This is a genomic window from Mangrovicoccus ximenensis, from assembly GCF_003056725.1.
Lineage (GTDB): Bacteria > Pseudomonadota > Alphaproteobacteria > Rhodobacterales > Rhodobacteraceae > Mangrovicoccus > Mangrovicoccus ximenensis.
Genome location: NZ_QBKZ01000001.1, coordinates 1,041,106 through 1,066,030 on the forward strand (window position 1 = coordinate 1,041,106; position 24,925 = coordinate 1,066,030).

Sequence of the window (24,925 nt, forward strand, 5' to 3'; positions counted from 1 at the left end):
GACAAGAGCCGCACCCGAAGGTACGGCCCTGTCATCCAGCGGGAAAGGCGATCTTACTTGATCTTGCCTTCCTTGTACTCCACGTGCTTGCGAACAACGGGGTCGTACTTCTTGATGACCATTTTCTCGGTCATGGTACGGGCGTTTTTCTTCGTGACGTAGAAATGCCCGGTCCCCGCGCTGGAGTTCAGGCGGATCTTGATAGTGGTCGGCTTCGCCATGTCATGTCTCCTTCGGGGGTGCGGGCGCAGGGCCTGCACCTTGAAAAGCTGAGGCCCGCAAATGGACCACGCGCCCGCCGGAGTCAAGCACGGAAATTTCAAAAACCTGCATCTTGCGGAGGAGGCCGCAAAATGCTGCCCTCTGTCAACAGGAACAGGGAGATCCGTGACCCATGACGCTCAGGGCTTTCGGCGGCGCCGCCGTGCTCATCCTCGCCGCTTTCGCCGCCTCCGCCCAGCAGGCCGCCGATGCAGTCGCTCCGGAACCGGCCGCCCCCGCCCCGGCGGCCTTCGCCGGGCTCGGGGCGGCGCCAGCGGCGGCGCCGGCGGCGCGGTCGATATCGCCCTGAGCGACAGCACCATCCGGACCGGCCAGGCCGGCGGCGATGTGACCGACGCTTTCGGCATCCTTGCCCAGTCGGTCAGCGGCGGCGGCGGGTCCGGCGGGTCCTCGGTGGCCGATGCATTCACCGTGGCCGTTCCGACCGGCGAAGACGTGTCGTTGGAAATGAACGTCACGACCGCCGTCGGCGGCAGCGGCGGCTCCTCGCATGACGCAGAGGCAGTCACGCTGACGCTCGACGGCAGCACGGCGGTCTCGACCAGGGGCGTCTCCTCCCACGGGATCATCGCGCAGTCGGTCGGCGGCGGCGGCGGCAACGGCGGCTCGGCCTCCACCATGTCCGCGACCGCCGGGGACGAGAACACGGTCAGCGCAGATATCGGCGTTTCGGTCGGCGGGTCCGGCGCGGGCGGCGGCGCGGGCGGCACGGTCGACGTGACGCTGGCGGATACGGCATCGGTCACCACCGCAGATGACTATGCAAACGCGATCATCGCGCAGTCGATCGGCGGCGGCGGCGGCAATGGCGGCGCGGGCAGCGTCAACAGCAAGCAGATCGGCAGCGGCTTCAGCCTGAATGCGAATGTCGGGGTCGGCGGGTCGGGCAGCGGCGGGTCGGACGGCAATGCCGTCACCGTCGCGATGGGCGATGCGACCCTGCTGCAGACGGGCGGCACCGGCGCGCCGGAAGGCTAGGAATGGCGGGTGGATCGCGCCACCGCGACCAGCAAGACGGAAAACCATTCCGGCAGCCCGACTATTTCAGAAGCCTGCTAGAGGCTCACCGGCGCGGAGGCAACCTCATAGGCACCCTCGTCCCAGTCATTGCGCAGATTCGCCTCGCCATCCGTGCGCCGGTCCTTCAACAGCTGCAGGGGCGCGTCGGCGATGACCCAGCCGGGCTTGTCCATCGCGCCGATCGCCAGCACGCCATCGGCCGGAAGACCGCGGTCCGGCGGGGTGTAGATGCCCGCCTGCCCGGTATTGACGTCGATCAGCGGGCAATAGGTCCGGCCCAGCAGCGTCGCATGGACGGTGACGCACTGGCCTTCGAGCGCGCGGGCCTGGGCGGCGATTCGCAGCCGCCCCTGCCCCGAAGGCGCATCCGTGCAGGAGGGAATCAGCAGCACGTCGCAGTCGAGCGCGCGCACCAGGCGCGGGAATTCGCTGTCATAGCAGATGACGATGCCGATCCGGCCCCAGGGCGTGTCGAAGGCGGCCAGGCTGTCGCCGGGCACCATCGCCGTGTTGCTGCGCTCCCAGGGCGTCAGCTTGCGCTTGTCGACCGGCTCCATGCGGCCGTCGGGCAGGCAGAACCAGGCCCGGTTGCGCAGCTCGCCGCCGACCCGCTCGGGCGCCGAGCCGGTCACGATGGCGATGCCATGCGCGCGGGCAAGCTTGGCGAGATGGTCGCGGTAGCCGGTCACCGCGTCGGCCGCGGCCTCCAGCCAGTCGGCGTGTTCGGGGCTGCCGACCATCGCGGGCTCCATCCCGGCATATTCGGGAAAGACCGCGATCTCCGCGCCCTTTTCCACGGCCTCGCGCACCCACGCGTCCAGCTTTTCATGCAGCGCCGCGGTGCTTTTCAGCGCCTCGACCGGATAGGCCGCGGCCGCGAGCCGGATCACAGCTTTTTCAGCCATACCTGCAGGTCCTTCACAGTTTCCCCGGTCTCGCCGAGATCGGTCCAGCTGAACCGTTCGATGGCGCCGTCGAGCGGGGCATAGCCGCGCTTGCGCCAGAACGGGTCGAGCGGGCGGTACTCCGCCGGCCTCATCGGGTGGTCCGCCGGGCGGATCACGCCCGCGAAGCAGGACCAGGCAAAGCCCGCCGCCCGCGCCTGCGCCTCGCGGTAGTCGAAGAAGCGGTGGCCCAGCCCCCGGCCGCGATACTCCGGCAGCAGCACGGATTCGGCACAGTAGAAGATGTCGTCGACCGCCGGCGCGCCCTCGGGCCAGCGTCGCAGCGCAGCACCGGCGTCGCCACTTCGGCGGCGGGCATCGCCCGGAGCCCGGCGATCAGGTCCTCGACGAACCAGGCCGGGGTCAGCGGCGCATCGCCCTGCAGGTTGACCACGATGTCATGGCCGCCGCCGAGGGTGGCGAGCGCTTCCGCGCAGCGCTCGGTCCCGTTGCGGCAGCTCTCGGAGGTCATCACCACCTCGGCGCCGAAGCCTTCCGCGTGCTCCCGGATACGGTCGTCATCGGTGGCGACGACGACGCGGTCCACGCCGGTGACGGCCATGGCCGCGTCCCAGGACCGGCGGATCAGGCTCTTCGGCTCTCCGTCCGGGCCGCGCAGCTCGACGAGGGGCTTTCCGGGATAGCGGGTCGACGCGTAGCGCGCCGGGATGATGATGATGGAGCTCATTCAAGCCTGCTGAAGTTCGATCCCCGGCGCGTACGCGATGAAGAACGGGTTTGCGTAGTCTTCCTTGCCATATCCCAGCGGCGTGTGGTCGTCAAAGCGCACGACCTTGCCGCCCGCTCCCGCCAGCACCGCATGGCCGGCCGCGGTGTCCCATTCCATGGTGCGGCCGAGGCGCGGATAGAGGTCCGCCTCGCCGGTCGCGACCAGGCAGAATTTCAGCGAGGAGCCCGCGCTCTTCATGTCATCGACGCTGTATTTTCCGATATAGTCGTCGGTGGCCTGGTCGCGGTGCGATTTCGAGGCAACGACGCGCAGCGCAGCCACATCCGGGGTCGACACGCCCATCGGCACGGTCTCGCCGGCCGCGTCCAGGCTGCCGCCGGTTTCCTCGACCGACTGGCCGTCCGCCTTGGTGTAGAACAGCCGCTCCTTGGCCGGGGCATAGACCACGCCGCGGACCGGCACACCGGCCTCGACATAGGCGATGTTGACGGTGAAGTCGCCGCGGCGCTTGATGAATTCCTTGGTGCCGTCGAGCGGATCGACGATCAGGAAGTTGCCCGCCGTCTCGGTATGGGTCGAGGCCTGTTCCTCGGTCACCAGCAGCACGTCCGGGAAGGCCGCGCGCAGGCCTGCCGAGATATGCGCATCCGCAGCCTTGTCGGCCTTGGTCACCGGGCTTTCGTCATCCTTCGCCTCGACGGCGAAATCATCCTCGCCGTAGATGCCCATGATGATGTCGCCGGCCTCGAGGGCGAGACGGCGCATGACGGTTTCAAGCTTTTCGTAATCCATCCGGGGCACTTTCCACACTGCACAGGGTCACATGTCGAAGCGACCCTAGCGCCGCGTTCCGCGGCACGGCAAGCGCTTGCGCGCGCGCGGGACGACAGGTCGCGCTAAAGGAGAAACCACGATGCAGCCGCACCGCGCCGCAAGCCTGTCCCGCAGCCTCGGCCAGCTGCTGTCGGTGATCTTCGCCGTGACCGTCCGCAAGGTCCGCAAGAGCCATGGCAATGCGGTCATCGCGCTGTTCCTGGCGGTGATGCAGACGCTGATGCTGGTCGCGGTGTTCTACGTCATGTTCACCGTGATCGGCATCCGCGGCGCGCAGATCCGCGGCGATTTCCTGCTGTTCCTGCTGTCGGGCATCTTCCTCTACATGACGTTCAACTCGGCGATGGGGGCGGTGATGTCCGCCGACGGGCCGACCTCGCCGATGATGCTCCACGCGCCGATGACCACCATGGTCGCCATCCTCGGCAGCACGCTGGCCTCGCTCTACATCCAGATCCTGTCGCTGTCGCTGGTGCTCGGAGTCTACCATCTGGCCTGGGGCCCGGTCACCATCGAAGACCCGCTGGGCGCGGTGGCGATGCTGCTGCTGTCGTGGTTTTCCGGCACCTGCGTCGGGCTGGTCTTCGCCGGGCTGCGGCCCTGGGCGCCCTTCGCCGTCAAGCTGGTCCACCAGGTCTACAGCCGCGCCAACGTGATCGCCTCGGGCAAGATGTTCCTCGCCAACACCATGCCGGGCCATATCCTGGTCTGGTTCGACTGGAACCCGCTCTTCCACACGATCGACCAGGCGCGCGGCTTCACCTTCATCAACTACAACCCGCATTACAGCTCGGCGGCCTATCCCGTCGCAGTCAGCCTCGTGCTGATGGTCTTGGGCCTCATGGCAGAGTATGTTGCCCGCAGGAACGCCTCCCTCAGCTGGTCTGCCGGAACCTGACATGATCAAGACATCCATCGCGCTCGCTCTGGTCCTCGCGCCGGGCCTTGCCGCTGCCGAGACCGGGCCGCTGCCTGCCCGCTACGACGTGACCGAGGATGCCGCGCTGCATGCCGCACCCGATGCGGCGTCGCCGGAAACCGGCAGTGCCGGTGCCGGAAAGCGACTGGAAATCCTCGGCTTTTCCGAAGACGGCGCCTGGGCGCAGACCGGCCGCGGCGAAGGCGCCGCCTGGCTGCCTACGGGCAAGCTCGCCCGCGTCGAGGGGACGGCTGACGGGCTGCCGCTGCGCTGCCACGGGACGGAACCGTTCTGGGGGCTCAACCTGGCCTCCGCCTTCTTCGCCGAATACGAACGCCCCGAGCACCCCGAAGAGCCGCTGCAGGTCACCGGCCGGGACGACGCGCTGGCCTATTCGGGGCGCGCCCGGCTCTGGACCTTCGTCGGCGACGGGATGCGCGGCCACCTCGTCGTGCGCAACGAGGCCTGCTCCGACGGGATGAGCGACCGGCCCTACGGGTTCTCGGCCACGCTGTCGCTGGCCGAAACCGCCGGGGCGGTGCATCTGCGCCTCGGCTGCTGCACGCTGACCGGCAACTGAGCCCGCCCGCAAAGGGGCGCTGTTGCGCAAATCAACTGACGACCGCATTTCCCCTTTCCCCGGACACACTCGGGCGATGTCGCCGCAGCGCAGGACATGACCGACGGCGACCGCCAGGCGATGATCCGCGGCATGGTCGAGGGGCTGGCCGGACGGCTGGCCGACCAGGGCGGCAGCCCCGAGGAATGGGCGCGGCTGATCGGGGCGCTCGGCGTGCTGGGCGAGACCGAGCGCGCGCAGGACATATACGGAGAGGCCCGCACCGTCTTTGCCGCCGATCCCGAGGGGCTGGCCAAGGTGGACGCCGCCGCGCAACAAGCAGGTCTGGACCAATGATCACCGACGACATCGCCGAATTCGCCGCTGCCCTGCCGACCTTCGGCGCCGTGGCGGGGCTCGACCTCGGCACCAAGACGATCGGCGTCGCCGTCTCCGACACGATGCGCGGCGTCGCGACCCCGATCGAGACCGTCAAGCGCAAGAAATTCACGCTGGATGCCGAAGCGCTCCTGAAGATCATCCGGGCGCGCGACGTCAAGGGGATCGTGCTCGGCCTGCCGCGCAACATGGACGGCAGCGAGGGCCCGCGCGCCCAGTCGACCCGCGCCTTCGCCCGCAACCTCGCGCAGCTGACCGACGTGCCGATGGGATTCTGGGACGAACGGCTGTCGACCGTGGCCGCCGAGCGCGCGCTGCTCGAAGCGGATACATCGCGGCGGCGCCGCGCCGAGGTGATCGACCATGTCGCGGCCGGGTTCATCCTGCAGGGCGCGCTCGACCGGCTGCGCCACCTGAAAGGAGGCTTCGATGGCTGACAAGGTGAAATCCCCCTGCACCGGCGTCTGCACCGTGCATCACGAGGCACGGCTCTGCATCGGCTGCCTGCGCAGCGTCGAAGAAATCTCGCGATGGAAGTTCTTCAGCGATGCCGAGCGCGAGGCGGTGATGGCCGAGCTGCCGTCGCGCGCCGGACGGGTGCCGCAGCGGCGGCGCCGCCTGGACCGGCGCGGACCATGACCGCGCCTGCGCGGCGCTGGAGCAGGCCTTCAGCGGCGATCCGGCCGAGTTCACGGCGAGTTCCGGCGGCAGGCTCTGCGATGTCGGCCTGTTCCCGCTGGAGCGCTCCGGAGAGCAGGTCACCGCCGTGCTGGCGCTGACGGCGGAGCTTTCGGGCGATGCCGCCGCGGCCTCCGAGGCCGCCGCGGATGCGCTCCATGCGATTTCCAACCTCTCGGCAGTCAGCGTGTCGAGTTCGCGCATCCTGCGCCGCCGCGCCGACGATGATCCGATGGCAGAAGAGCTGGCCCGCGGGCTGGAAGACGCCGCGGCAAAGGCAGAGGCTGCCGTAACGGCGCTGAAGCGCGACATCCTGTAGGCCGTCCTGAAACGCAACGGACCGGAGGCACGGCCCCGGTCCCTGATCCTGGATTGCAGCCCCTGTCAGCGGGCGGGGCTGATCAGCGGGCGAGGCCGAGCGCGGCGAAATCGCCGCCCGTCGCCGCATAGAGATCTTCGGTCGAATCGTAGAGCAGCTCCAGCGCGTAATGCGGGTTGTGGACATGGATGCCGTGATCCGCGTTCACCGCCTTCCAGTTATAGGCCGCCTTCAGCAGCCGGGGCGTCCAGGCATCGTAGCGCACGGCGCGCCCGTCCTGCTGGTCGGCCAGCCCGTCGCCATTGGCATCGGCGAAGAAATACGGGTAATGCGCGCCGTCATAGACCACCGGGACGCCCGCCACCTCGGCGGCATAGCGTTCGATGGCAGCCATCAGCACGGCGGAGTTCGCCTTGATGTCCTCATAGATGCCCTTCGAGGTGTCGCCGCTGCCGTCATGGCTCTGGCGCGAGATGCGGATCGCCTTGTCGTCGCCGGTCTGGTGGCAGATCAGGCAGGTATCTTCGGTGACCTCGAGGCTGTGCGGGTCATGGCAGCTCAGGCAGTCGGCGACCGGCTTGGCGTGCAGGAAGCGGCCGGTATACTCCTTGCCGTCATACTGGTAGCCGAGCTTGCCGTAGCTGCCGAAATTCGAGGCCGCCGCGCCCGCGTAATGCGGATTGACGAAGCTCAGCTCGGGGTCGGCCTCGTCCTCGGGCAGATCGCCCACGGCCCGGGTCACGCTGGCGCCCGAGGTCCGTGCCTGGTGGCAGGTCACGCAGGCCGCCTCGGCCGAGGAGGTCACCGGATGCATCACCCCCGAGGGCAGCGCGACCTCGGTGATCTGCCCCATGCCGGGATCGTGGCAGGTGGCGCAATCGACCACGCCGCCGACCGGCACCGGGTTTTCCGGCAGGCCGGGCTCCGAACTGTCGAGTCCATGATAGCTGCGGAAGCCCGCGCCGGAATGGCAGACCGCGCAATTCGGCGGGATCGCGCCCTCCTCGTCCCAGTGGACGAAGGCCTCGGAGCTGGCATCGGAATGGCCCGAGCGGATCCAGGCGGCGATGGCGCGCGCATTCGGAATGGCGATCCGGTCGGGCGAATAGGGCCCGCTGCGCGGCATGACGAAGGTGGAGATGCCGGTCCCGGGGGCGGCCTCCGTCTCCTGCGCCGTTGCGGATGCGGAAACAAAAAACCCGGTGAGGGCGGCGGCAAAAAGCGGGAGAAAAAAGGTCCGGACCGTCATGGCAATATCGCTTGATCCCTCTCGGTTGGGAAGTGTTAACATGCTCGCATCGGTCCGGAGTCGTTTCAAGATGTATCTAAGATACGGATTTAACGTCGGAAAAGCCGAAGTTTGAATTTTGCCGCGTGGCCGGGGGATGTCTGTGCCGGGGTTTTGGCCAAAGGGTTTGACTGTCGCGCCGCCGGGCGTTCCCGGGGATGCCGAACCGGAAACGGTTCTGACCGAAGAGGCCTCTTTCCTGGCCTCGCTGTCCGAGGATCTGCGGGTCGAGCCGCTGGCCGCCGAGGGCGCTGTGCTGGCCCAGGGTGCGCCGCTGCTGCGGCTGCGCAAACCGGCGGGCGTGGTGCTCACCGCGCCGATGGCGGGGCGGATCACGGTGCGGGTGGGGACGCGGTCGGCCAGCATCCCCATCGCGATGCCGCCGAGCGCCAGCCCGGCCATCCCCGCGGTGTTGATGAAGGCGATGCCGCCGCGGCTCCAGCCCTCGGCACGCTCCAGCGGTTCGAAGAAGGCGGACAGCCCGTTGACGAGCTGTCCCATGGCGATGGCGAGCATGGCCGCGGCGGCGGCCGCGATCGCCCAGCGGCGGGAAGAGGTGTCAGCGGGCATGTCCCTGTCTCCTCACGCGGCCGGGCGGCGCGGATGCAGCCAGGCGGGCAGGAAGGCATAGGCATTGCCGATCCCGCTGCCGTCCATCTGCAGGCCGGCGGCGTCGAGCATGGCCTTCAGCCGCCCGTCATTGAAGGCGTCGAAGGTCTCGGTCGCGCCGCCGACATGGGTGCCGCCGACATAGACCTGCGGGATGGTCGCCGCCCCGGTCATTTCGGCCAGCGCCTTGCGCATCTGACTGCCGCGGTTGTCCTGGCGGTAGTCCGGCCCGTCCAGATCGACCGAGCGGAACGGGATGCCCGCCGCCTTGAAGAGCTTGCGCACCGACCAGCAGAACTCGCACCATTCCAGCGCGAAGAGCACCACCGGCTGGTCCGGGTCCGAGATGATCCGGCCAATCTCGGCCAGCGTCGCTGGATCGGCAGGCGCGGCCGCCGCTGCAGGCGCCGCCGCAGGCCCCGCATCGAAGCGGAAGCGCGGCGTCGAGGCGGCGATCGCGGTCTCCTCCTCGTTCATCGCCTCGCCGATATCGGCGAAGAGCGGCGTCGAGAGATAGCGCTCGCCGGTATCGGGCAGCATGGCGAGGATCTTCGTGCCCGGCGGCGAACGCCGCGCCACCTCAAGCGCGGCGGCGAAGGTTGCCCCCGAGGAGATGCCGCAGAGGATGCCCTCGACCCGCGCCAGTTCCCGCGCGCCCTTCAGCGCATCGGCGCCGGGCACCGGGCAGATCTCGTCGATATAGCCGGCATCGATCACGTCCTGCACCAGTTTCGGGATGAAATCCGGGGTCCAGCCCTGCATCAGATGCGGCCGGAAGGCCGGGTGGCTGGCGGCGGGCGAGCCGTCCGGATGGACCGCCTGGGCGATCCCGGAGCCGAGCAGCGGCGAGTTGTCGGGCTCGGCGGCGACGATCCGGGTGCCCGGGCTCTTCTCCCGCAGCCTGCGTGCGACGCCCTTCATCGTGCCCCCGGTGCCGAAGCCCGAGACCCAGACATCCGGGCCGGTGCCGCCGAAGGCCGCGAGGATCTCCTCGGCGGTGGTCTCGCTGTGGATGTCGGGCCCGGCCTCGTTGTCGAACTGCCGCGCCAGGAACCAGCCATGGGTCTCTGCGAGCTCCTGCGCCTTGGCGAGCATGCCCGAGCCCTTCTCCGAGGCCGGGGTCAGCACGACCTTCGCCCCGAGGAAGCGCATCAGCTTGCGGCGCTCGACCGAGAAGCTTTCCGCCATCGTCACCACCAGCGGATAGCCCTTGGCGGCGCAGACCATGGCGAGGCCGATGCCGGTATTGCCGGAGGTCGCCTCGATCACGGTCTGGCCGGGCTTCAGCGAGCCGTCGCGCTCGGCCGCCTCGATGATGCCGAGGGCGAGCCGGTCCTTCACCGAGCCCATCGGGTTGAAGGCTTCGAGCTTCACGTAGAGTTCGACCCCCTCGGGCACCAGATGGTTGACGCGGACGACCGGCGTGTTGCCGACGGTGGAGAGAATGTTGGCGTGGGTCATTGGGGTGGTTTCCTTGGATGATTGGCGTTCGGAAAGCGGGCCGCGGCATCGGCGCGATGCTGCGGGAAAAGCGTCGTTCAGGCGCTCCGGCGCGCGGCGGTTCCGGCCCCGGCCTGCATGGTCGCGGCGACAGCGGTGTAGGCGGCGATCCAGGCGGCGCGGGCGGCACGGCGGCGCTCGGGGTGCTGGCCGACGCCGCCGGCATCCGGCTGGTCTTCGGCCTCTGCTCGGTGCTGCCGGTGCTGGGCGTGCTGACCGTGTTCCTGCCGCGCCGCGCCGAGCTCGGCTGAGCCGGTCAGCGGGTCTTGCGGGGGGCCATCACGTTGCGGATCGAGAAGCTCGAATGGATCCGCAGCACCCCCGGCAGGCGCGACAGCACCTCCTTGTGGATGCGTTCGAAATCGGCGGCGCTCTCGGCCTGCACGCGCAGCAGGTAATCCGCGCCGCCGGTCATCAGGTAGCATTCCTGGATCTCGGGATGCCGCCGCACCGCCGCCTCGAACCGGTCGAAGACCTCCTCGGTCTGGCGCTCCAGCGTGATGTTGATGATCACCGCGATCGACGGCTCGCCGGTCACCGTGCCGGTGACGATGGTATAGCCGAGGATGATCCCCTGCTCCTCCAGCAGCCGCACCCGGCGCAGGCAGGCCGAAGCCGAGAGTCCGACCGCCTCGGCCAGCTCGACATTGCTGATCCGCGCATTCTGCCTCAGCAGCCTGAGGATCTTGCGGTCGATCTGGTCCATTCCCGACATGCGGAACCTTGCGTAAAAGCCGCACGATCTGCGGCCACGGCACGGTAATTGAAACGATCCGTCGAAGAAAGGCGTCTTCTGCCAAATCATCCGTCATAGAGTCCTCTTGTGCCGCCCGCGGGGCGGCGGGACCTCCCCGGTGCGCCGGGCTTCAGCGGGTGATGCAATGAAAGTCGCAATTCTCGGTGCCGGCGTGATCGGCGTGACCTCTGCCTATTACCTGGCCCGCGCGGGCCACCAGGTCACGGTCATCGACCGCCAGGACGGTCCGGCGCTCGAGACCAGCTTCGCCAATGCGGGCCAGGTCTCGCCGGGCTATTCCGCGCCCTGGGCCGCGCCGGGCATCCCGCTCAAGGCGATGAAATGGCTGATGATGCATCACGCCCCGCTGATTCTGCACGCGAAGAACGACCTCGCCACCCTGCGCTGGCTGGGCGACCTGCTGGCCAACTGCACCTCCGCCGCCTATGCGGTGAACAAGTCGCGCATGGTCCGCGTCGCCGAGTACAGCCGCGACTGCCTCAAGGAGCTGCGCGCCGAGCTGGACCTGCCCTATGACGGCCGCCAGCAGGGCACGCTGCAGCTGTTCCGCAAGCAGGCACAGGTCGAAGCGATGGCAAAGGATGTCGCGGTGCTCAAGGCCGACGGCGTGCCCTTCGAGGTGCTCGACACCGAGGGCTGCATCGCCGCCGAGCCGGGGCTGGCCGCGTCGCGCGGCAAGATCGTCGGCGGGCTGCGCCTGCCGGGCGACGAGACCGGCGACTGCTTCCTCTTCACCAACGCGCTGGCGAAGGAATGCGAGCGGCTGGGCGTCGAGTTCCGCTTCGGCACCGGCATCTCCGGGCTGGAGACTGCGGGCGACCGCGTCACCGGCATCCGCACCGAGGCCGGGCTGATCGCCGCCGATGCCGTCGTCACCGCGCTCGGCAGCTATTCGACCGCGCTGCTGAAGCCCTTGGGCATCGCCCTGCCGGTGCGCCCGGTGAAGGGCTATTCGATCACCGCGCCGGTCAAGGATGCCGCACGCGCGCCGGAATCGACCGTGATGGACGAGACCTACAAGGTCGCGATCACCCGGCTCGGCGACCGCATCCGCGTCGGCGGCATGGCGGAGATCGCGGGCTTCGACCTGTCGCTCTCGGCGCGCCGCCGCGAGACGCTGGTCCATTCGCTCGAGTCGCTGTTCGGCGGCGCGGCGGATCTGGCCAAGGCCGACCTGTGGAGCGGGCTGCGCCCGATGACGCCAGACGGCACCCCGGTGATCGGCCGCACGAAATTCTCGAACCTTTGGCTCAACACCGGCCATGGCACCCTGGGCTGGACCATGTCCTGCGGCTCGAGCCGCGTGCTGGCCGACATGGTCTCGGGCCGCCGCCCGGATATCGACGCCACCGATCTGGGGCTGGAGCGCTACCAGCGCCGCCGCACCCGCCGGGCTCCGGCCCTGCCGCAACAGGAAAGCCTGGCCTGAGCCCGCGCCCGGAACCGGGCGCCACGGAACCGCAACCTTTCCGCAGGGGCCGCTCCGGCCCCTGCCGTGTTTTCTCCCTCCGACGGAATGCTGCAGCGCGCCTACGACCAAAGTCGTAGTGCGACCTTCTGCCTGCGTCATTGTGCGACAGCCGATCCGTGATAGCGTTTCCGTGAGGGAGGAGAAAAACATGCTGAACTTCATCATCGGGCTCGGAATTGGCTTCCTGATCATCTCGCCGGTCATCGCCCTGGTCCTGATTGCCGGACTCATGTCCCGCAAGCCGAAGGACCTGCCCCGCAAGGCACCTGCGGACGTCCTGCAATTCGATCTGGCGCGCAGCCGCGCCAAGATGCACGGCAAGGCAGGCCTGACCGCCTGACCATCCTTTGCACCGCGGCCCCTGCCCGGAAACGGCGGGGCCGCGGCTGCGCGCATGCCGCCGGTCCAGTCCGCGCAAGGCCGCCCGGGGCGCCGCTTCGCGCGCCTTCCATCGTCAGGAAAACGGCCCGCACGGCCGTAAATCCGCTCTCCCTTTGCGGCAGCATTCAATCGACACGATTCACCTATGAGGGTATCCTCTGCCCTGCAGCCCCCTGCAGGACATCGAAGAGGAGGAATTCGCATGACCGAGGAATTGCGCCCGGGCTTCCAGATCAAGACCGCCGTGCTCCAGGCGATCGAGGACGACGATGCCGTCGCCGAGATCGTCCAGCGCACCCTTGCCCAGCTCGACATAGGTCCGCCGCGGGACCGGGGCACCGATGACCGCGCGCCCGATCCCGATGACTGCTTCGATCCGGGCTACGACACCGGCGGCGACGGCTGGAGCGACTTGTTCTGACGGCGTGACGGGCCCGGCGCTCAGGCGCCGGGCTGCCGCCACGCGCCGGGCAGGGCCGCACCGAACCATATCGGCCCAGTCCGCGATCCGGGGGCAAGCTCAAGCTGCGCGGCGGCGACGGCAACGACCTCCTCCTCGGCAGTGCCGGAGCCGACGTGATCGACGGCGGCGGCTGGCTGAACGACACCGTGGACTACTCGGCCTCGTCCGAAGGCGTGGTGGTCTTCCTGAACCGGGGGGACAGCGACGCGGGAACAGGCAGCGGCGGCGATGCCGAGGGCGACCTCATCTTCCGCACCGAAAACGCCATCGGCACGGCCTTCGGCGACGAGTTCTGGGGCTCCGACGGCGCCAACACGTTCCATGCCGGCGATGGCAACGACACGCTCAACGGCCGCGGCGGCGCAGACAGCGTCTTCGGCGAGGGCGGCGACGACCTGATCGTCCATGGCTATGGCGGCGGCCGGCTCTTCGACGGCGGCACGGGCAGCGACACCCTCCGTCTTGCCGGAAACACCGGGAATGACCTGCGCGACGAAACCGTGGTGTCGATCGAGAACATTGAGGTCGGGCTCAACACCGGCCGGAACGGCGGCATCCGCTTCAATGCCGACCAGTTTCCCGTGCTGACGTCGATCGCCTCCCTGAACGCGGCGAACTCGGTCTTCGTCGATGTCCGGACAGGCACGGAAACCCTGATCGATTTCTCGGCGGAGGCGGTCGAGATCCGGGGCTTCGACGACCCGGGCGACGAGTTCCGCTTCTTCGGCGATGCCGATGCCGAGACCTTCAAGGGCACCGGGATCCGCGACGAGATCTACGCCGGCGCCGGCGACGACACCGTCGAGGGCAATGGCGGCAACGACGTGATCGAAGGCCAGGACGGCAATGACATTGTCGACGGCGGCGATGGCGACGATACCGTGAGCGGCCAGAACGGCGATGATGTCGTGCAGGGCGGCGCAGGCAACGACCGCGTCTCCGGCGATGCCGGCAACGACACGCTCGATGGCGGGGCCGGCGACGACGTCCTCTCCGGCGGCGACGGCAACGACGTCCTCTCCGACGACGCGGGCACGAACACCCTCGATGGCGGGCGCGGCGACGACCTGTTCCTGGGCGACGGCGGCGCGAATGCCATGGCCGGCGGGGCGGGCACCGACAGGGTCGACTACTCTGCCTCCCATGCGGGCGTGACCTTCACGCTGAACGACAGCGCCGCTGCCGGCTCCGGCGGCCAGGCCGAGGGAGACACGTTCCGCGACATCGAGGACGCCGTCGGATCGGCCTTCGCGGATGGCATCACCGGCAGCGGTGGCGTGAACGTGATCCTCGCAGGCGACGGCGACGACACCATCGACGGCCAGGGAGGCAACGACGAGCTGTCCGGCGGTGACGGCGCCGATGTCATCATCGGCGGCGACGGCCTGGACCGGATCGAGGGCGGCGCCGGGGACGACGTGCTGACCGGCGGGACCGGCTCCGACACCTTCGTCTTCGGCGGCGGCGGCGATGACGTGGTGACCGACATGGAGGGCATCGACCGCATCGACCTGTCGTCCTACGGCGACCTGGACAGCTTCGGCGACCTCGGGATCGCCTACCTCGAGGACGGGGCGGCCCGGATCGATCTGGGCAACGGCTCCATCACGCTGCAGGGCCTCGATTTCGAGCTCGAGGCGGTGCATTTCCTCTTCGGCTGATGCGCATCGCCGAAAGCGCGCGACAGGGAGCTGGCCGGTGTCCGGCCAGCTCGCGCTCTTGTCCGGTCCGGCGCCGCAGCGGCAGTCATCCCGATCCTGCCCTTCTGCTTCACGCGCCGACGGCCGCAGAATACCGCGCGACGGGCCGGGCAGCTGCTTCGGGGAAAGCCGCAGCGCGGCGGCGCCGGAGCATGAACGACCGGAGCGGGGGCTGACGGTGCGACCCTCATGATGGCAGGGCTTGTCCGTCACCGGCCGCTTTAACAGGTTCACCGCCTGGGCTCCGCCGCGCCGCCGCAAGTCCGCTTCGCCTGGCCGGTCGCACCGGGCCCTTCGAGCGCGGCGCTGAAACGACCGGCAGAAAAGGGCTGGCTTGAGGCGCTGGGGGTGCCGGGGGCGACCGGCAGGTTGCGCCCCGAAGCCGGGTGTGGTGACGCGCATTGAATTACCGGTGCGAAGTCCGGGGTCCGCGCCACCGCATGGCTGGTGAGAGCTCCTAAGGAGCAACAGCTGTGTTGTGAAGTCCGATAAGTCACCTGCTAGGGCGTTGACTACTTGGTATACCCGCCCTCTCCAAATGCAGCCGGATCGAGAATGGCGAGACATGCGTACTCGCTGTCACATACTCCCAGTTTCTGGCAGATGTGCCGCGACACGTAATTGTCAGACCGCACGCCGGTATAAAACTCCTCCACGCCAAAAGCTTCGTGGATCTTGCAGGCTGCGAGCGCACCGAGAAACAATGATAGGTTTTGGCCGCGGTCCTGTTCGCGAGTAGCAAGCATGCCCCACCATGAAGTCTTGCCGAAGCGGCTGTCCGGGTGATTGCGCAGGCAGGCACCGGCGCAAGCCGCGACGCCGCCATCGGGGGCTTCAAGGCAGAAATACACTGCTTTGCGCCTCTGCCCGAACAAGACTGGAGACATGGGCGGAAGCACCCCGCTGGCCACCGCAGTTTCTTCAAGCGCATCGAGTATGCGCGCCGGAGTTTCTGGGCCAATCAAATGAAGGCGATACTGGTCCGGCAACTCGAACTCTGCGAGGTATTTCGAACAGATGGAAAGACACTGCTGTCCACCCATGAACTGATCCCATCGATCATTTGAGAACCCCCGCTCCGCATATTCTCCGGCAAACTTCGCTTCCTGCGACTTTGGCACATAGTGATTGGCCGTAGCCCCCTGGAGCGATGCCAACGCGGTCACCTTATCTACTTCGGCAAGGTCAGGCCCATCGATAGACCACATGCGACCTTCGGTACCGAATGCAGGATTATCCACCAACAGCGGGAAGAGGTCATTGGCAGACTTTTGCATGCGCCTTTGAGCGTCAGACCCGAAAAACCGAGGCTGCATCAACAATATTCTCCAATCAGGTAAAAAGGAGACTGCGGCCTTTTTGGATCCAAATCAATCCCAGCTGCGTTCGGCTCACTTTATGGCAACCGAAGTAACGCCAGACGGCAGTTATCTCCGCACCCCTGTCGGCCGCCGGACTGAGAATGCTGCGGAGGGGGGCGAGCGGCTGCTCCAGGGAAGCCGCAGCGCGGCGATGCTGGAGTTTGAACAACTGCAGTGGGGAGCGATCGCGCGACTCTCGGTTTGGCAGAGCCTGTTCGTTGGCGGCCGGAAACTGCGCTCTTCGCCAGTACGGCAGATGAAGATGATCGGCGGGACTTGGGAAGGCCCGGCCGCGGCAGCGTAAGTAACCCGCTCATCGCTACGACCGGCCGCTTTGGCGGTTCGCCGCCTGGGCTCCGCCGCGGCGCCGCAAGTCCGCTTCCCCTAGCCGACCACAGCCGGTCTCTCGTGCCCGACGCCGTCGCAACCGGCCGCAAAGGGCTGGCATGGGGCGTACGGGACGCCGGGGGTGATCGGCCGTTTGCGCCCCGTATGCCGCTATGGTGAGTGCGGAAACCTGTCGGCGCCATGGCTGGGTATTCTCGCTGTCGCAAGGCGGTTCGGAGCCCTCCCCGTTTCCGGCGGCGGCAAGGCCCGGCACCGCTTCCGGCCGGGCGGCTGGTCCCTGGCCGCGATCATGGCTTGCCGAGCCCGATATCCGTGCTGGGGTACTCGGCGAAGGTCGCGAGGTGCCGCTGCACCCTCCGGAGCGCCTGCGGCAGCCCCCATTCGAACCGGGAATGCCCCGAACTCGCCTGCTCCTTCGGGTCGGTATAGAGGTTGTAGACCCAGGGACTCATGCCGACATCCGTCACGGTCGTCTCGTCGAGATTGCGCCGTGCCGCATGCTGCAGCATCACCTTGAAGTGGACCTTGTACTCCATCCAGCGGATCGCCATCAGGGTGTTCTCGGAATACATGAAGACCGCGTCGCGCCGGGACTCGCCCTCGTCTGCCAGAAGGAAGGACGACTGGTCGATGCCGTCGATGAACCGCTCCGCGGGAATGCTGTCCGTCACCCCGGCCAGAGCCAGCGAGGTGTTGAAGAAATCGGTCAGGTCGAACAGGCCGTCGCTCTCGCGGCCGGGCGCGATCATGCCCGGCCAGTAGGCGATGCCCGGAACCCGAACGCCGCCTTCCCAGGTCGTCCCCTTGCCGCCGCGCCACGGCTGGAAGCCGTTGTCGGGGTAGAGGTCCTCGTTGGCGCCGTTGTCGGAGGTCAGGAAGACGAAGGTGTTCTCCAGTTCCCCGGTTTCCTCGAGCACCCCGATCAGGCGCGCGATGATGTCGTCGACCTCGAGGATGGCGTCCTTGTAGGGAAATCCCGCGGGGCTCCTGCCGGCATAGCCCTCGGCCGGGTAGCTGTCGTTGTGGACGCGGGCGAAGGCATGTTCGAGGAAGAACGGGACGTCGTCCGCAGCGGCGCGGCGGATGAAATCCTCGGAGAAGTCGGCGAATTTCTGGTCGATCTGCGCGAGCTGGCCGATCGAGGTGATCTCTTCGGCGACTTCCAGCGGCTGGCCCTTCAGGCCCCTGGTGATCGCCGCCTCGGAGAGCTCCCGGAGCGCGGCCAGCCGGTCCGGACGCAGCACCATGTCGGGATAGAGCCGCGCGTCGAGCTGTTGCGACATGTCGCTGATCACCGACAGGATTCCGTAGAACTCGTCGAACCCGGCCTCGTGCGGGCGCGAGCCCTCGGCTTCGCCGAGATGCCACTTGCCGGCGAGTGCCGTGCGGTAGCCCGCATCGGAGAGGAGCCCCGGAAGCGTCGCCTCGATCTCCCAGGGATTGGTGGTCGGGTTCTCGCCCGAAAGCGTGGGGCGCGTCAGGCCGCTGCGGGTCGGGATGCGCCCGGTGAGGATCGCGGCACGCGTCGGGGTGCAGGTCGGCTGGGCGTAGGTGGAGGTCAGCCGGAGCCCCTCCCGCGCCAGCAGGTCCATTTCCGGCGTCGGCGCACCGACAGCGATGCCGCCGCCGTAGGAGCCGGGATCGCCCCAGCCCATGTCATCGACGAGCAGCAGCAGGATGTTCGGCTTGCCGCCGGTCCGTTCCGCCAGCGCAGCGAGCTTCTCCGCCGCTTCGGCCTCCTGCGCGGGACGGGGAATGTAGGGCTCGAGATAGGGTTCGCCCTGCACGGTCAGGTCGAAGGCGTTGCCCGTCTCCTGCGCGGCGAGCGGCATGGCCAGGACGGCCAGGGCCGAAGCGAGCGGAAGAATGCGCTGGTGCATGCTGCACCTCCTCGAATCTGGAGAGTAACGTTCTGTCGCAATGAATTGATAACATGCGGAGATGACGTTTCGTCCAGAATGTCACGCGGCGCCATTGCTCCGCGTCCCCCGGGGAGCGTCGGCATGCGCCCGGAGCCAGGAGCAACAGCATCGCCGGCCGTCCAGCGCCGGGCGCAGCCGTTCCGCGGGCAAGCCGCCCGGAACCTCCTGGACGGCTTCCCCCGATGACCCCGATGATTCAAGAGATGGCAGTGAGCGCGGCAATACGTTGCGTGCGCGCTCCACCCGTCAGCGAACGGAAAAAGCTGCGGGCCGGCCCTGGCAGGCGCTGCTGCGGTAGCAGCGCGGCGACATGTGCCTTTGAAGGGCCGGACCCTGGAACAGAGGCCAGGCGGCTGACTGGCGGCTTTTGCGGTTTGCTACTCGTGCCCCGCCGCAGCGCTGCGAGTCCGCTTGAAGCAGCCAGCCTCACCAGACAATCCGACCAGTGCGCCGTCGCGACTGGCAGGAAAGGATGGCCAGCCATACGCAGCCCGACGGAGTACAGCTACCCCGGGCCGTTCAGCACGGCCCGGGGCGGGGATCAGGACGTGATCAGAGGAACGCCTGCGCCACGAGGGCCGAGCCCACGTAGGTGCCGGTCATCACCAACACGGCGACCACGGCGATCTTCCAGCCCGAGGCCTTGGCGATCTCGAGCTCGCGCTTGGCGATCGCGATGCCGGCATAGGCGAGGCAGGGCGTCGCCAGCGTCAGGAAATTCACGTGGCTGACCTTGTCGAGGATCCAGGCGCTGCCCGGGGTCCAGGGCATGGTGGCGACGATGCCGACGGCGGAAATCCAGGCCACCGAGGGCAGCTTGAACGGCGCGAACCTGGTCAGCAGCATGCCGGCCATGCACATCACCCAGAGGATGATCAGCCCCGCCAGCCCCTGCGGCACGGTGTTCTCGGTCGCCACGGTGTTGCCCACCAGCGCGATCACGCAGACCACCGCCAGCGCCGCGGCATGGGCGCCGAGGCCCAGCCTGGGGTCTTCGGTCAGATCGATGTCGTCAGTACGGATGTCGCTCATGGCTCAGGCTCCGGCTTTCGAGGGCTCTTTGCGGCCCAGCAGGTCGTAGAGTTTCTCGGTCAGGGGCAGCGCCACGAAGACGCAGAGGTAGAGACCGGTGGCATAGGTCAGCACATTCGACGCGCCGGCGAGCGCGAGGATCTGCTCCTCCATATCCGGCACCGCATGCACCAGCGCCCCCGAGCAGGCCGCCATCATGCTGCCCGAACCGATGCCGCAGGCCATGGCCAGCGCCTCGATCGAGAAGGCCCCGGTGGTTGCAAGGATCGAGGCGAGGATCGCGAAGATGAAGGTGCCGAAGAGCGTGCCGATCACGTATACGCCCATGACGCCCGCGCCTTCCTGGCTCTTCAGGCCATACTTGTCGGCGATGATCGCGATATTGGGCTCGCGCGCCACCGAGAAACAGGCACCGATGGACTCGCGGCCCATGCGCAGCACCAGCACGGCGACCGGGAAGGCCAGCACGATGGTGCCGAGGTTGCCCAGCTCCTGCAGGATGAGCGCGGGGCCGGCGTCGATGATCTTGTCCATGGACGGGCCGATGATCGTGCCGAACTTCGCGATGAAGGGCATGATCGCGATGACGATCAGCGGAGAGGCGGCATGCACCTCGCGGTCGCGGATCAGGGCGCGGGCGCCGGCGATGACATTGGGGTTGATCAGCAACCCCATGACGAAGGCATAGAGCAGCGGCAACAGCAGGATCGAGCCGATGCCGATGGGCACGGCGATGACCCCGACAAGCTCGGCAATCACGGTGATGGCCAGCACGCTGCCATGCAGCCGCCAGTCGAGAAGGATGTCTTTTGTTGGCATGAGGGGACCTCTCTGTTGTCGCCCCTTGGGGGCGCATTGGCCGGGACCGGGCGGCAGCCCGGTTCGCGGCGGAAGTTGAAGGCGGCAGTCCGCCGATCAGCCCGGCGCGTAGCCGAAGCCCTGCGCGGGGTTGGCGGCGGTCTCGACCCAGACCGACTTGGTCTGGGTGTAGGCGGCCAGTGCCTCGCGGCCGGACGAGCGGCCGTAGCCCGAGCGCCCGAAGCCGCCGAAGGGCGACATGACGTTGATCGTCTTGTAGCTGTTCACCCAGAAGGTGCCCGCCCGGACCTGTGCCGCCATGCGGTGCGCCCGGCCGACGTCCTGCGTCCAGACCGCGCCCGCCAGCCCGTAGGGCGTGGCATTGGCCAGCGCGATGGCCTCTTCCTCGGTGTCGAAGGGCAGCACCGAAACCACGGGGCCGAAGACTTCCTCGTTGGCGATGGTCATCTGCGGCGTCACCTGGTCGACCACGGTCGGCGCGAAGAAGAATCCGCCGCTTGCCGCCAGTGCCGCGGGCTTCGCGCCGCCGCTGGTGATTTCGGCGCCCTGGCTGACCGCCTCGCGCACCATCTCGTCGATCTTCGACCATTGCCGCAGGTTGTTCACCGGCCCGATCTGCGTCGCCGGGTCCATCGGTGCGCCGACGGGGATGTTGCCAGCCGCGAAGCTCAGCTTCTCGACCATTTGCGCATGCACCGAGCGGTGCACCAGCAGGCGCGAGCCCGCCACGCAGCTCTGGCCGCAGGACGCGAAGATCGCGGCCTGTGCGCCGGTGACGGCGCGGTCCAGGTCGGCATCGCCGAAGACGATGTTGGCCGATTTGCCGCCCAGTTCCAGCACCGAGGGCACCAGCCGCCTGGCCGCTGCGCCCGCGATCTTGGCCCCCGCCTCGGCAGAGCCGACGAAGACCACCAGCGCCGTCGCCGGGGTCTCGATCATCGCCTGGCCGGAGCCCGGACCATCGCCCGCGATGACGTTGACGAGGCCCGTCGGCGCGCCCGCCTTCTCGCAGAGGATGCCGACCACGATCGACGACAGCGGCGTCAGCTCGGAGGGTTTGATCATCACACCGTTGCCCGCACAGATCGCCGGGGCGACCTGCCAGCAGCAGGTGAAGAGCGGCGCGTTCCAGGGGGTGATCTGGCTGACCACGCCGAGCGGCTCATGCCGGGTGTAGTTGAGATGGGTCGAGGGCACCGGGATCACGTCACCGGTGATCTTGTCGCACCAGCCGGCATAATACTCGAACATCTCGGCCATGCGCGCGGGCTCGCCGGTGGTGTCCCGATCGGACGGCCCGAGGAGAGCGCCTCCAGCTCCGACAGCGCAGCGGCATTGGCACGCAGCTCGCGGCCGATCTCGAACATGATGCGGCCGCGCTCGGAGGCGGTTTTGGCGAACCATTCCTTCTGCGCGCGGGTCGCGGCCTCGGCGGCCTGTCCAACGACCTCGGCACCCGCGTCCCTGTAGCGGGCAAACACCTCGCCCGTCGCCGGATCCGTCAGCTCCAGTTCGTGCCCGGTGCCCGGCACCAGTTCGCCGCCGACCCAGGATTGCACCTCGGAGGAGCCCGTGAGGTCCTTCAGCAGCTCGGCCACGCGGGCCGCGGTATCGATGATGTCCTTGGCCATCACATCTTTTCCTTCTGGCTCAGGCGGTCCACTGCGGGATCGCCCATATGCATGAAATCGTCGCCGTCCTTGAGCCCCGAGTTCTCCTCGGCCCAGAGATCTGCCACGAGGTCGGCCACCGGCATGGCGCAGCCGACGCTTTGCGCCAGCTCGCGGGCGAGCCGCACGTCCTTGCGCATCAGTCCGGTGCTGAAACCGCTGTCGAAGCTGCGCGGCAGCACCCAGTTGGGGTAGTGGATTTCCGAGATGGCGCTGCGCCCGGTCGCAGAGTTGATCACCCGCAGCGCGTCCTCGGCGCCGACACCGGCGGCCTCGGCGAGCCGCAGCGCCTCGAGCGTCGTGACCATGTGGCTGGCAACCAGCATGTTGTTCACCAGCTTGGCGACATTGCCCGCGCCGCTGGGGCCGACATGCAGGATCTTCGACGCCATCGCCTCGAGGGCGGGCATCGCCGCGGCGACCCATTTCTCGTCGCCGCCCAGCATCACCGAAAGCTGGCCCGATGCCGCGCCCGACGGCCCGCCGCTGACCGGCGCGTCGAGGAAGCCATGGCCCGCCTCGGCGAGCGCTGCGGCGAGCTTACGGCTGACTTCGGCCTCGGATGTGGAGGTGTCGATGATGACCCTGGACCCGGCTTCCGCGCCCAGCAGGCCCGCGCCCCGTGCCGGCCGGGCCCACGGCCTGCCGCGCCACGCTCGCCGAGCTGATCGAGGCGCTGTCCCGGGCCGAGCGGCCAAGCCGCCTGCCCGGAAAAATCCGGTTCCATGCCCGGGCGCCGCGGCTCATCGCCGACGAGATCGGCTACCTGCCGATCATCCGCGGCGGCGCAAACCTTCCGAGGACTTTCGCGGCCGCACCGCGGCCGTCCGCCATGGGCTCGGACCAATGGCGGCATCATGGCGAACTCCCCCTCCGATCTTCCGGCTGGCCAACGCCGCTGCGGGAAAGGCGCGTTCGCCATGGCCTGCCCCCCCCCGACCGCGGCTTGGCCGAATCGGGCGACGTATGCTGCACCATGCCGCCGCCGCCCCGATCGCGGGCGCCGACTACTTTTTGCGCGCCCATGCGGACCTCGTTCCCGAGCATGTCCGCGCCAACGACCCATCATGCCGCCGCCGAATCGCAGGGGCAGGCCGCCGAACATCCGAAATGGAGCTGCCGGTCACCACCCACGGCCGATCGCCGCCCCCGCCAAAATGGGGCGCTTTGCTTCGCCACGCCCACCGAATCCCCAACCGGCAGCGACATTCGGCACATGAAACAGATGGCGTGCGCCGACGCTTGGGCGGCACCCAACTCCAGATTCGCGTCACTGTTTCGCCGTCCGCTGAGCGAAGGCGGCCGGATCACGCCACCGGTCCGGAGGACTTGGGCGGCGGGGAAGCCTTCCGCATCACCTCCGCCTCTTCGCAAGGGATGTCCCGGCAGGGCCTTGTTGCGCAAATCGAGGGGATTCATCTTGCGCGCGCCTCGTCCTCCAGCGCCCGCTCCGCCGCCGCGCGCAGATCCTCCGCGGGGGGCTCCTCTGCCGCCGCCCTGCCGCCATAGCCGCCCTTGATCGCCGCAGAGAGATAGCGCAGCGGGCTCTTCACCCCGCCCTGCCCCGCGACGAAATCCAGCCGCTCGGCGACGTAATCCTCGCCATGCTCGGCGATCCATTGCCGCGCCAGCCGGTCCTGCACGCCCAAGTCCCGCAGCCGCTGGTAGACCCCGCCCTGGCGCAGCCCCTCGCCGTCATCGATGTCGAGCATGGCGAGCTGCGGGTTCTCCTTGATCAGGAAGCGGATATCGGTGACCGCGCGGCCCTGCTTCCTCACCTCGGGCGTCACCAGGATGTTCGAGGTCCGGTTCACCTCTGCCACGGCCGGCTTGATGATCTTGGCGTTGAGCTGCTTGTAGACCTCGTAATAGGCGCTGCCCTCGACCCCCATCAGGCGGCGGAACAGGTCGAGCGGCCACCAGCCGGTCGAGCCGGTCCGCACGAAGCGGTAGCAGTTTTCGTAGAGCGCCAGCGCATGGCCGGAAGTGAAGCGCTTCTGGATGTTGAGGTTGATCAGCGCGAAGACCTTCGGGTCGTGCAGCTTCGCCGCCAGCGCCGGGGAATAGGCGTATTCGCAGACCCCGCCCTTCAGCTTGGCATAGCTCAAGAGCGCCGAGACCCCCCATTCATGCTCGCCATCCTCGGCCAGCATGTCCCATTCCGCGACCGTCTCCGCCAGCCCGCGCAGCGAGGCCTTCAGCGTGTCCATGTCGTTCGAGTTGTAGCCGATCATCAGGCACAGCGTCTTGGCGTCGATCCGATGGGTCTGCGCCGTGGTCAGCGTGTCATAGGCATTCAGCAGCAGCACGTTCGACAGCTTGCGCTGCAACAGCGTCAGCTTGCCCGACACGTGGATCGCCGCCACGTTCTTCTTCACCGAATCCCGTCTGAGGGATCCGGTCAGCCTTGTCCTGTCCGGCGCCATCTCTGCCCGTGCCATCCGTTGCCTGCGAGTCTTCCGCTCGAGCGGGCAGATTATCCCAGTCAGGCACCCGCACCAAGCCCTTCCTCAGGTACCCGTTCCCGGGACACGGGCGCCGCGCGTCGGCCCGCTCCCGCAACCGGGCACCTTTCGGGGGATCCGCCCCCTGCATCCGGGCACCTTTTGTCCTGCTTTCGGCACCGGAAACGGACACCTTTGGCGCTGAAACCGCCTGAAAGCGACTCGGAAAGGGCGTTTTCGGGCTCTCCCGCATCCGGATGCCCATGCCACCGGGAATCGGTTCCGATACTCCCGCATCCGGGTGCCCTTGCTCCCGCAAACAGGCGCCCTTCGTCCCGGAAGCGGACACCCGGACCCAGCTTCTGCCTTGGAATCACGCGACTTCTCAGAGCCAAAGACTTTATACAGAGTCAAAGATTCTACAGTTTGTCCTGCCTTGTTTTCAGCTGATCAGGGGGCCATTTCGCCGCGAAACCTGCCTTCCATGCCGAAGTTTCCCCGCGAAACCCTGCCGT

At 68.0% G+C, this 24,925-nt stretch carries 25 protein-coding genes and 5 pseudogenes; 14 read left to right on the top strand and 16 right to left on the bottom strand.

Features of this window, described 5'->3' with window-relative positions:
* Nucleotides 1-53: 53 nt before the first annotated feature.
* Nucleotides 54-221: a 50S ribosomal protein L33 gene (gene rpmG / locus C7T91_RS05695; protein ID WP_072857731.1), complete on the bottom strand. Its 168-nt coding sequence runs from the start codon at nucleotides 219-221 to the stop codon at nucleotides 54-56.
* A 173-nt stretch (nucleotides 222-394) separates the two neighbouring features.
* Here rpmG and C7T91_RS33300 point away from each other — a divergent pair, with 173 nt between their 5' ends.
* Together C7T91_RS33300 and C7T91_RS05700 are read left to right on the top strand one after the other, a co-directional pair.
* Nucleotides 395-571 carry a hypothetical protein gene (locus C7T91_RS33300; protein ID WP_201741965.1) on the top strand — a complete coding sequence of 59 codons (177 nt, stop codon included), beginning with the start codon at nucleotides 395-397 and terminating at the stop codon, nucleotides 569-571.
* A 38-nt stretch (nucleotides 572-609) separates the two neighbouring features.
* Complete coding sequence (locus C7T91_RS05700; RefSeq protein WP_201741966.1) at nucleotides 610-1,260, top strand: hypothetical protein; 651 nt, start codon at nucleotides 610-612, stop codon at nucleotides 1,258-1,260.
* Between the two features lie 77 nt (nucleotides 1,261-1,337).
* On the opposite strand, the gene C7T91_RS05705 is transcribed toward C7T91_RS05700, so the two are convergent.
* The 4 genes and pseudogenes from C7T91_RS05705 to cysQ form a co-directional block, all read right to left on the bottom strand.
* Nucleotides 1,338-2,207, bottom strand: coding sequence for a carbon-nitrogen hydrolase family protein (locus tag C7T91_RS05705; RefSeq protein ID WP_108258335.1), 870 nt, complete (start codon nucleotides 2,205-2,207; stop codon nucleotides 1,338-1,340).
* Nucleotides 2,189-2,551: pseudogene (locus tag C7T91_RS34825) on the bottom strand (GNAT family N-acetyltransferase); the annotation flags it as partial. The pseudogene C7T91_RS34825 and the gene C7T91_RS05705, both read right to left, overlap by 19 nt.
* Nucleotides 2,524-2,934 (bottom strand): annotated as a pseudogene (locus C7T91_RS05715) (cytidylyltransferase domain-containing protein); the annotation flags it as partial. The pseudogenes C7T91_RS34825 and C7T91_RS05715, both read right to left, overlap by 28 nt.
* Nucleotides 2,935-3,729, bottom strand: a complete 795-nt coding sequence (cysQ, locus tag C7T91_RS05720; protein WP_108258336.1) for a 3'(2'),5'-bisphosphate nucleotidase CysQ — start codon at nucleotides 3,727-3,729, stop codon at nucleotides 2,935-2,937.
* A gap of 121 nt (nucleotides 3,730-3,850) precedes the next feature.
* Between cysQ and C7T91_RS05725 the strand changes: the two genes are divergently transcribed.
* The 6 genes from C7T91_RS05725 (at nucleotide 3,851) to C7T91_RS05750 (ending at nucleotide 6,645) form a co-directional block, all read left to right on the top strand.
* Nucleotides 3,851-4,669, top strand: a complete 819-nt coding sequence (locus C7T91_RS05725; RefSeq protein ID WP_108258337.1) for an ABC transporter permease — start codon at nucleotides 3,851-3,853, stop codon at nucleotides 4,667-4,669.
* A gap of 1 nt (nucleotide 4,670) precedes the next feature.
* Complete coding sequence (locus tag C7T91_RS05730) at nucleotides 4,671-5,270, top strand: COG3650 family protein (protein ID WP_108258338.1); 600 nt, start codon at nucleotides 4,671-4,673, stop codon at nucleotides 5,268-5,270.
* A gap of 96 nt (nucleotides 5,271-5,366) precedes the next feature.
* A complete protein-coding gene (locus C7T91_RS05735) occupies nucleotides 5,367-5,606 on the top strand; it encodes a hypothetical protein (protein WP_108258339.1) in 240 nt (79 codons plus the stop codon).
* Nucleotides 5,603-6,085: a Holliday junction resolvase RuvX gene (gene ruvX / locus C7T91_RS05740; protein WP_108258340.1), complete on the top strand. Its 483-nt coding sequence runs from the start codon at nucleotides 5,603-5,605 to the stop codon at nucleotides 6,083-6,085. The genes C7T91_RS05735 and ruvX overlap by 4 nt, the downstream gene beginning before the upstream one ends.
* Complete coding sequence (locus C7T91_RS05745; RefSeq protein WP_108258341.1) at nucleotides 6,078-6,287, top strand: DUF1289 domain-containing protein; 210 nt, start codon at nucleotides 6,078-6,080, stop codon at nucleotides 6,285-6,287. The genes ruvX and C7T91_RS05745 overlap by 8 nt, the downstream gene beginning before the upstream one ends.
* A 127-nt stretch (nucleotides 6,288-6,414) precedes the next feature.
* Nucleotides 6,415-6,645 carry a hypothetical protein gene (locus C7T91_RS05750; protein ID WP_108258342.1) on the top strand — a complete coding sequence of 77 codons (231 nt, stop codon included), beginning with the start codon at nucleotides 6,415-6,417 and terminating at the stop codon, nucleotides 6,643-6,645.
* Between the two features lie 82 nt (nucleotides 6,646-6,727).
* Here the strand turns inward: C7T91_RS05750 and C7T91_RS05755 are convergent, their stop codons facing one another.
* Nucleotides 6,728-7,894 (bottom strand): cytochrome c3 family protein, encoded by a 1,167-nt coding sequence (locus C7T91_RS05755; protein WP_201741968.1) that lies wholly within the window; start codon nucleotides 7,892-7,894, stop codon nucleotides 6,728-6,730.
* Nucleotides 7,895-8,060: 166 nt separating this feature from the next.
* Here C7T91_RS05755 and C7T91_RS32230 point away from each other — a divergent pair, with 166 nt between their 5' ends.
* Nucleotides 8,061-8,564: a hypothetical protein gene (locus C7T91_RS32230; protein ID WP_161555753.1), complete on the top strand. Its 504-nt coding sequence runs from the start codon at nucleotides 8,061-8,063 to the stop codon at nucleotides 8,562-8,564.
* Here C7T91_RS32230 and C7T91_RS34830 read toward each other — a convergent pair.
* Nucleotides 8,516-8,869, bottom strand: coding sequence for a glutaredoxin domain-containing protein (locus tag C7T91_RS34830; protein WP_330848819.1), 354 nt, complete (start codon nucleotides 8,867-8,869; stop codon nucleotides 8,516-8,518). The genes C7T91_RS32230 and C7T91_RS34830 overlap by 49 nt on opposite strands.
* Before the next feature lie 102 nt (nucleotides 8,870-8,971).
* Nucleotides 8,972-10,003: pseudogene (gene cysK / locus C7T91_RS05765) on the bottom strand (cysteine synthase A); the annotation flags it as partial.
* A 56-nt stretch (nucleotides 10,004-10,059) separates the two neighbouring features.
* Here cysK and C7T91_RS05770 point away from each other — a divergent pair.
* Nucleotides 10,060-10,293 carry a hypothetical protein gene (locus tag C7T91_RS05770; protein ID WP_145962788.1) on the top strand — a complete coding sequence of 78 codons (234 nt, stop codon included), beginning with the start codon at nucleotides 10,060-10,062 and terminating at the stop codon, nucleotides 10,291-10,293.
* Between the two features lie 5 nt (nucleotides 10,294-10,298).
* Here C7T91_RS05770 and C7T91_RS05775 read toward each other — a convergent pair whose 3' ends face one another.
* Nucleotides 10,299-10,748, bottom strand: coding sequence for an Lrp/AsnC family transcriptional regulator (locus C7T91_RS05775; protein ID WP_201741969.1), 450 nt, complete (start codon nucleotides 10,746-10,748; stop codon nucleotides 10,299-10,301).
* 175 nt (nucleotides 10,749-10,923) lie between these two features.
* Between C7T91_RS05775 and C7T91_RS05780 the strand changes: the two genes are divergently transcribed.
* The 4 genes from C7T91_RS05780 (at nucleotide 10,924) to C7T91_RS05795 (ending at nucleotide 14,775) form a co-directional block, all read left to right on the top strand.
* Nucleotides 10,924-12,228: a D-amino acid dehydrogenase gene (locus C7T91_RS05780; protein WP_108258346.1), complete on the top strand. Its 1,305-nt coding sequence runs from the start codon at nucleotides 10,924-10,926 to the stop codon at nucleotides 12,226-12,228.
* Between the two features lie 190 nt (nucleotides 12,229-12,418).
* Entirely contained in the window at nucleotides 12,419-12,610 is a 192-nt protein-coding gene (locus tag C7T91_RS05785) for a hypothetical protein (RefSeq protein ID WP_108258347.1), read from the top strand.
* Nucleotides 12,611-12,853: 243 nt separating this feature from the next.
* On the top strand, nucleotides 12,854-13,072 hold the full coding sequence (locus C7T91_RS05790; RefSeq protein ID WP_108258348.1) for a hypothetical protein: 219 nt from the start codon (nucleotides 12,854-12,856) through the stop codon (nucleotides 13,070-13,072).
* Between the two features lie 104 nt (nucleotides 13,073-13,176).
* Nucleotides 13,177-14,775, top strand: a complete 1,599-nt coding sequence (locus C7T91_RS05795) for a calcium-binding protein (RefSeq protein WP_269100191.1) — start codon at nucleotides 13,177-13,179, stop codon at nucleotides 14,773-14,775.
* 551 nt (nucleotides 14,776-15,326) lie between these two features.
* Here C7T91_RS05795 and C7T91_RS31395 read toward each other — a convergent pair.
* The 7 genes and pseudogenes from C7T91_RS31395 to C7T91_RS05830 all read right to left on the bottom strand — a co-directional run.
* The gene (locus C7T91_RS31395) at nucleotides 15,327-16,091 is read right to left on the bottom strand and encodes a hypothetical protein (protein ID WP_145962789.1); all 765 of its coding nucleotides are present in this window, start codon (nucleotides 16,089-16,091) and stop codon (nucleotides 15,327-15,329) included.
* 719 nt (nucleotides 16,092-16,810) lie between these two features.
* A complete protein-coding gene (locus tag C7T91_RS05800) occupies nucleotides 16,811-18,403 on the bottom strand; it encodes an arylsulfatase (RefSeq protein ID WP_108258350.1) in 1,593 nt (530 codons plus the stop codon).
* 594 nt (nucleotides 18,404-18,997) lie between these two features.
* Complete coding sequence (locus tag C7T91_RS05805) at nucleotides 18,998-19,477, bottom strand: hypothetical protein (RefSeq protein ID WP_108258351.1); 480 nt, start codon at nucleotides 19,475-19,477, stop codon at nucleotides 18,998-19,000.
* Nucleotides 19,478-19,480: 3 nt separating this feature from the next.
* Nucleotides 19,481-20,296 (bottom strand): DUF3100 domain-containing protein, encoded by an 816-nt coding sequence (locus C7T91_RS05810; RefSeq protein ID WP_108258352.1) that lies wholly within the window; start codon nucleotides 20,294-20,296, stop codon nucleotides 19,481-19,483.
* A 96-nt stretch (nucleotides 20,297-20,392) separates the two neighbouring features.
* Nucleotides 20,393-21,927: pseudogene (locus tag C7T91_RS05815) on the bottom strand (aldehyde dehydrogenase family protein).
* Nucleotides 21,927-22,664 (bottom strand): NAD(P)-dependent oxidoreductase, encoded by a 738-nt coding sequence (locus C7T91_RS05820; protein WP_236637999.1) that lies wholly within the window; start codon nucleotides 22,662-22,664, stop codon nucleotides 21,927-21,929. Before C7T91_RS05820 ends, C7T91_RS05815 begins: the two are co-directional and overlap by 1 nt.
* A gap of 720 nt (nucleotides 22,665-23,384) precedes the next feature.
* Nucleotides 23,385-24,407, bottom strand: a pseudogene (locus C7T91_RS05830) (replication initiation protein); the annotation flags it as partial.
* Nucleotides 24,408-24,925: the final 518 nt, after the last annotated feature.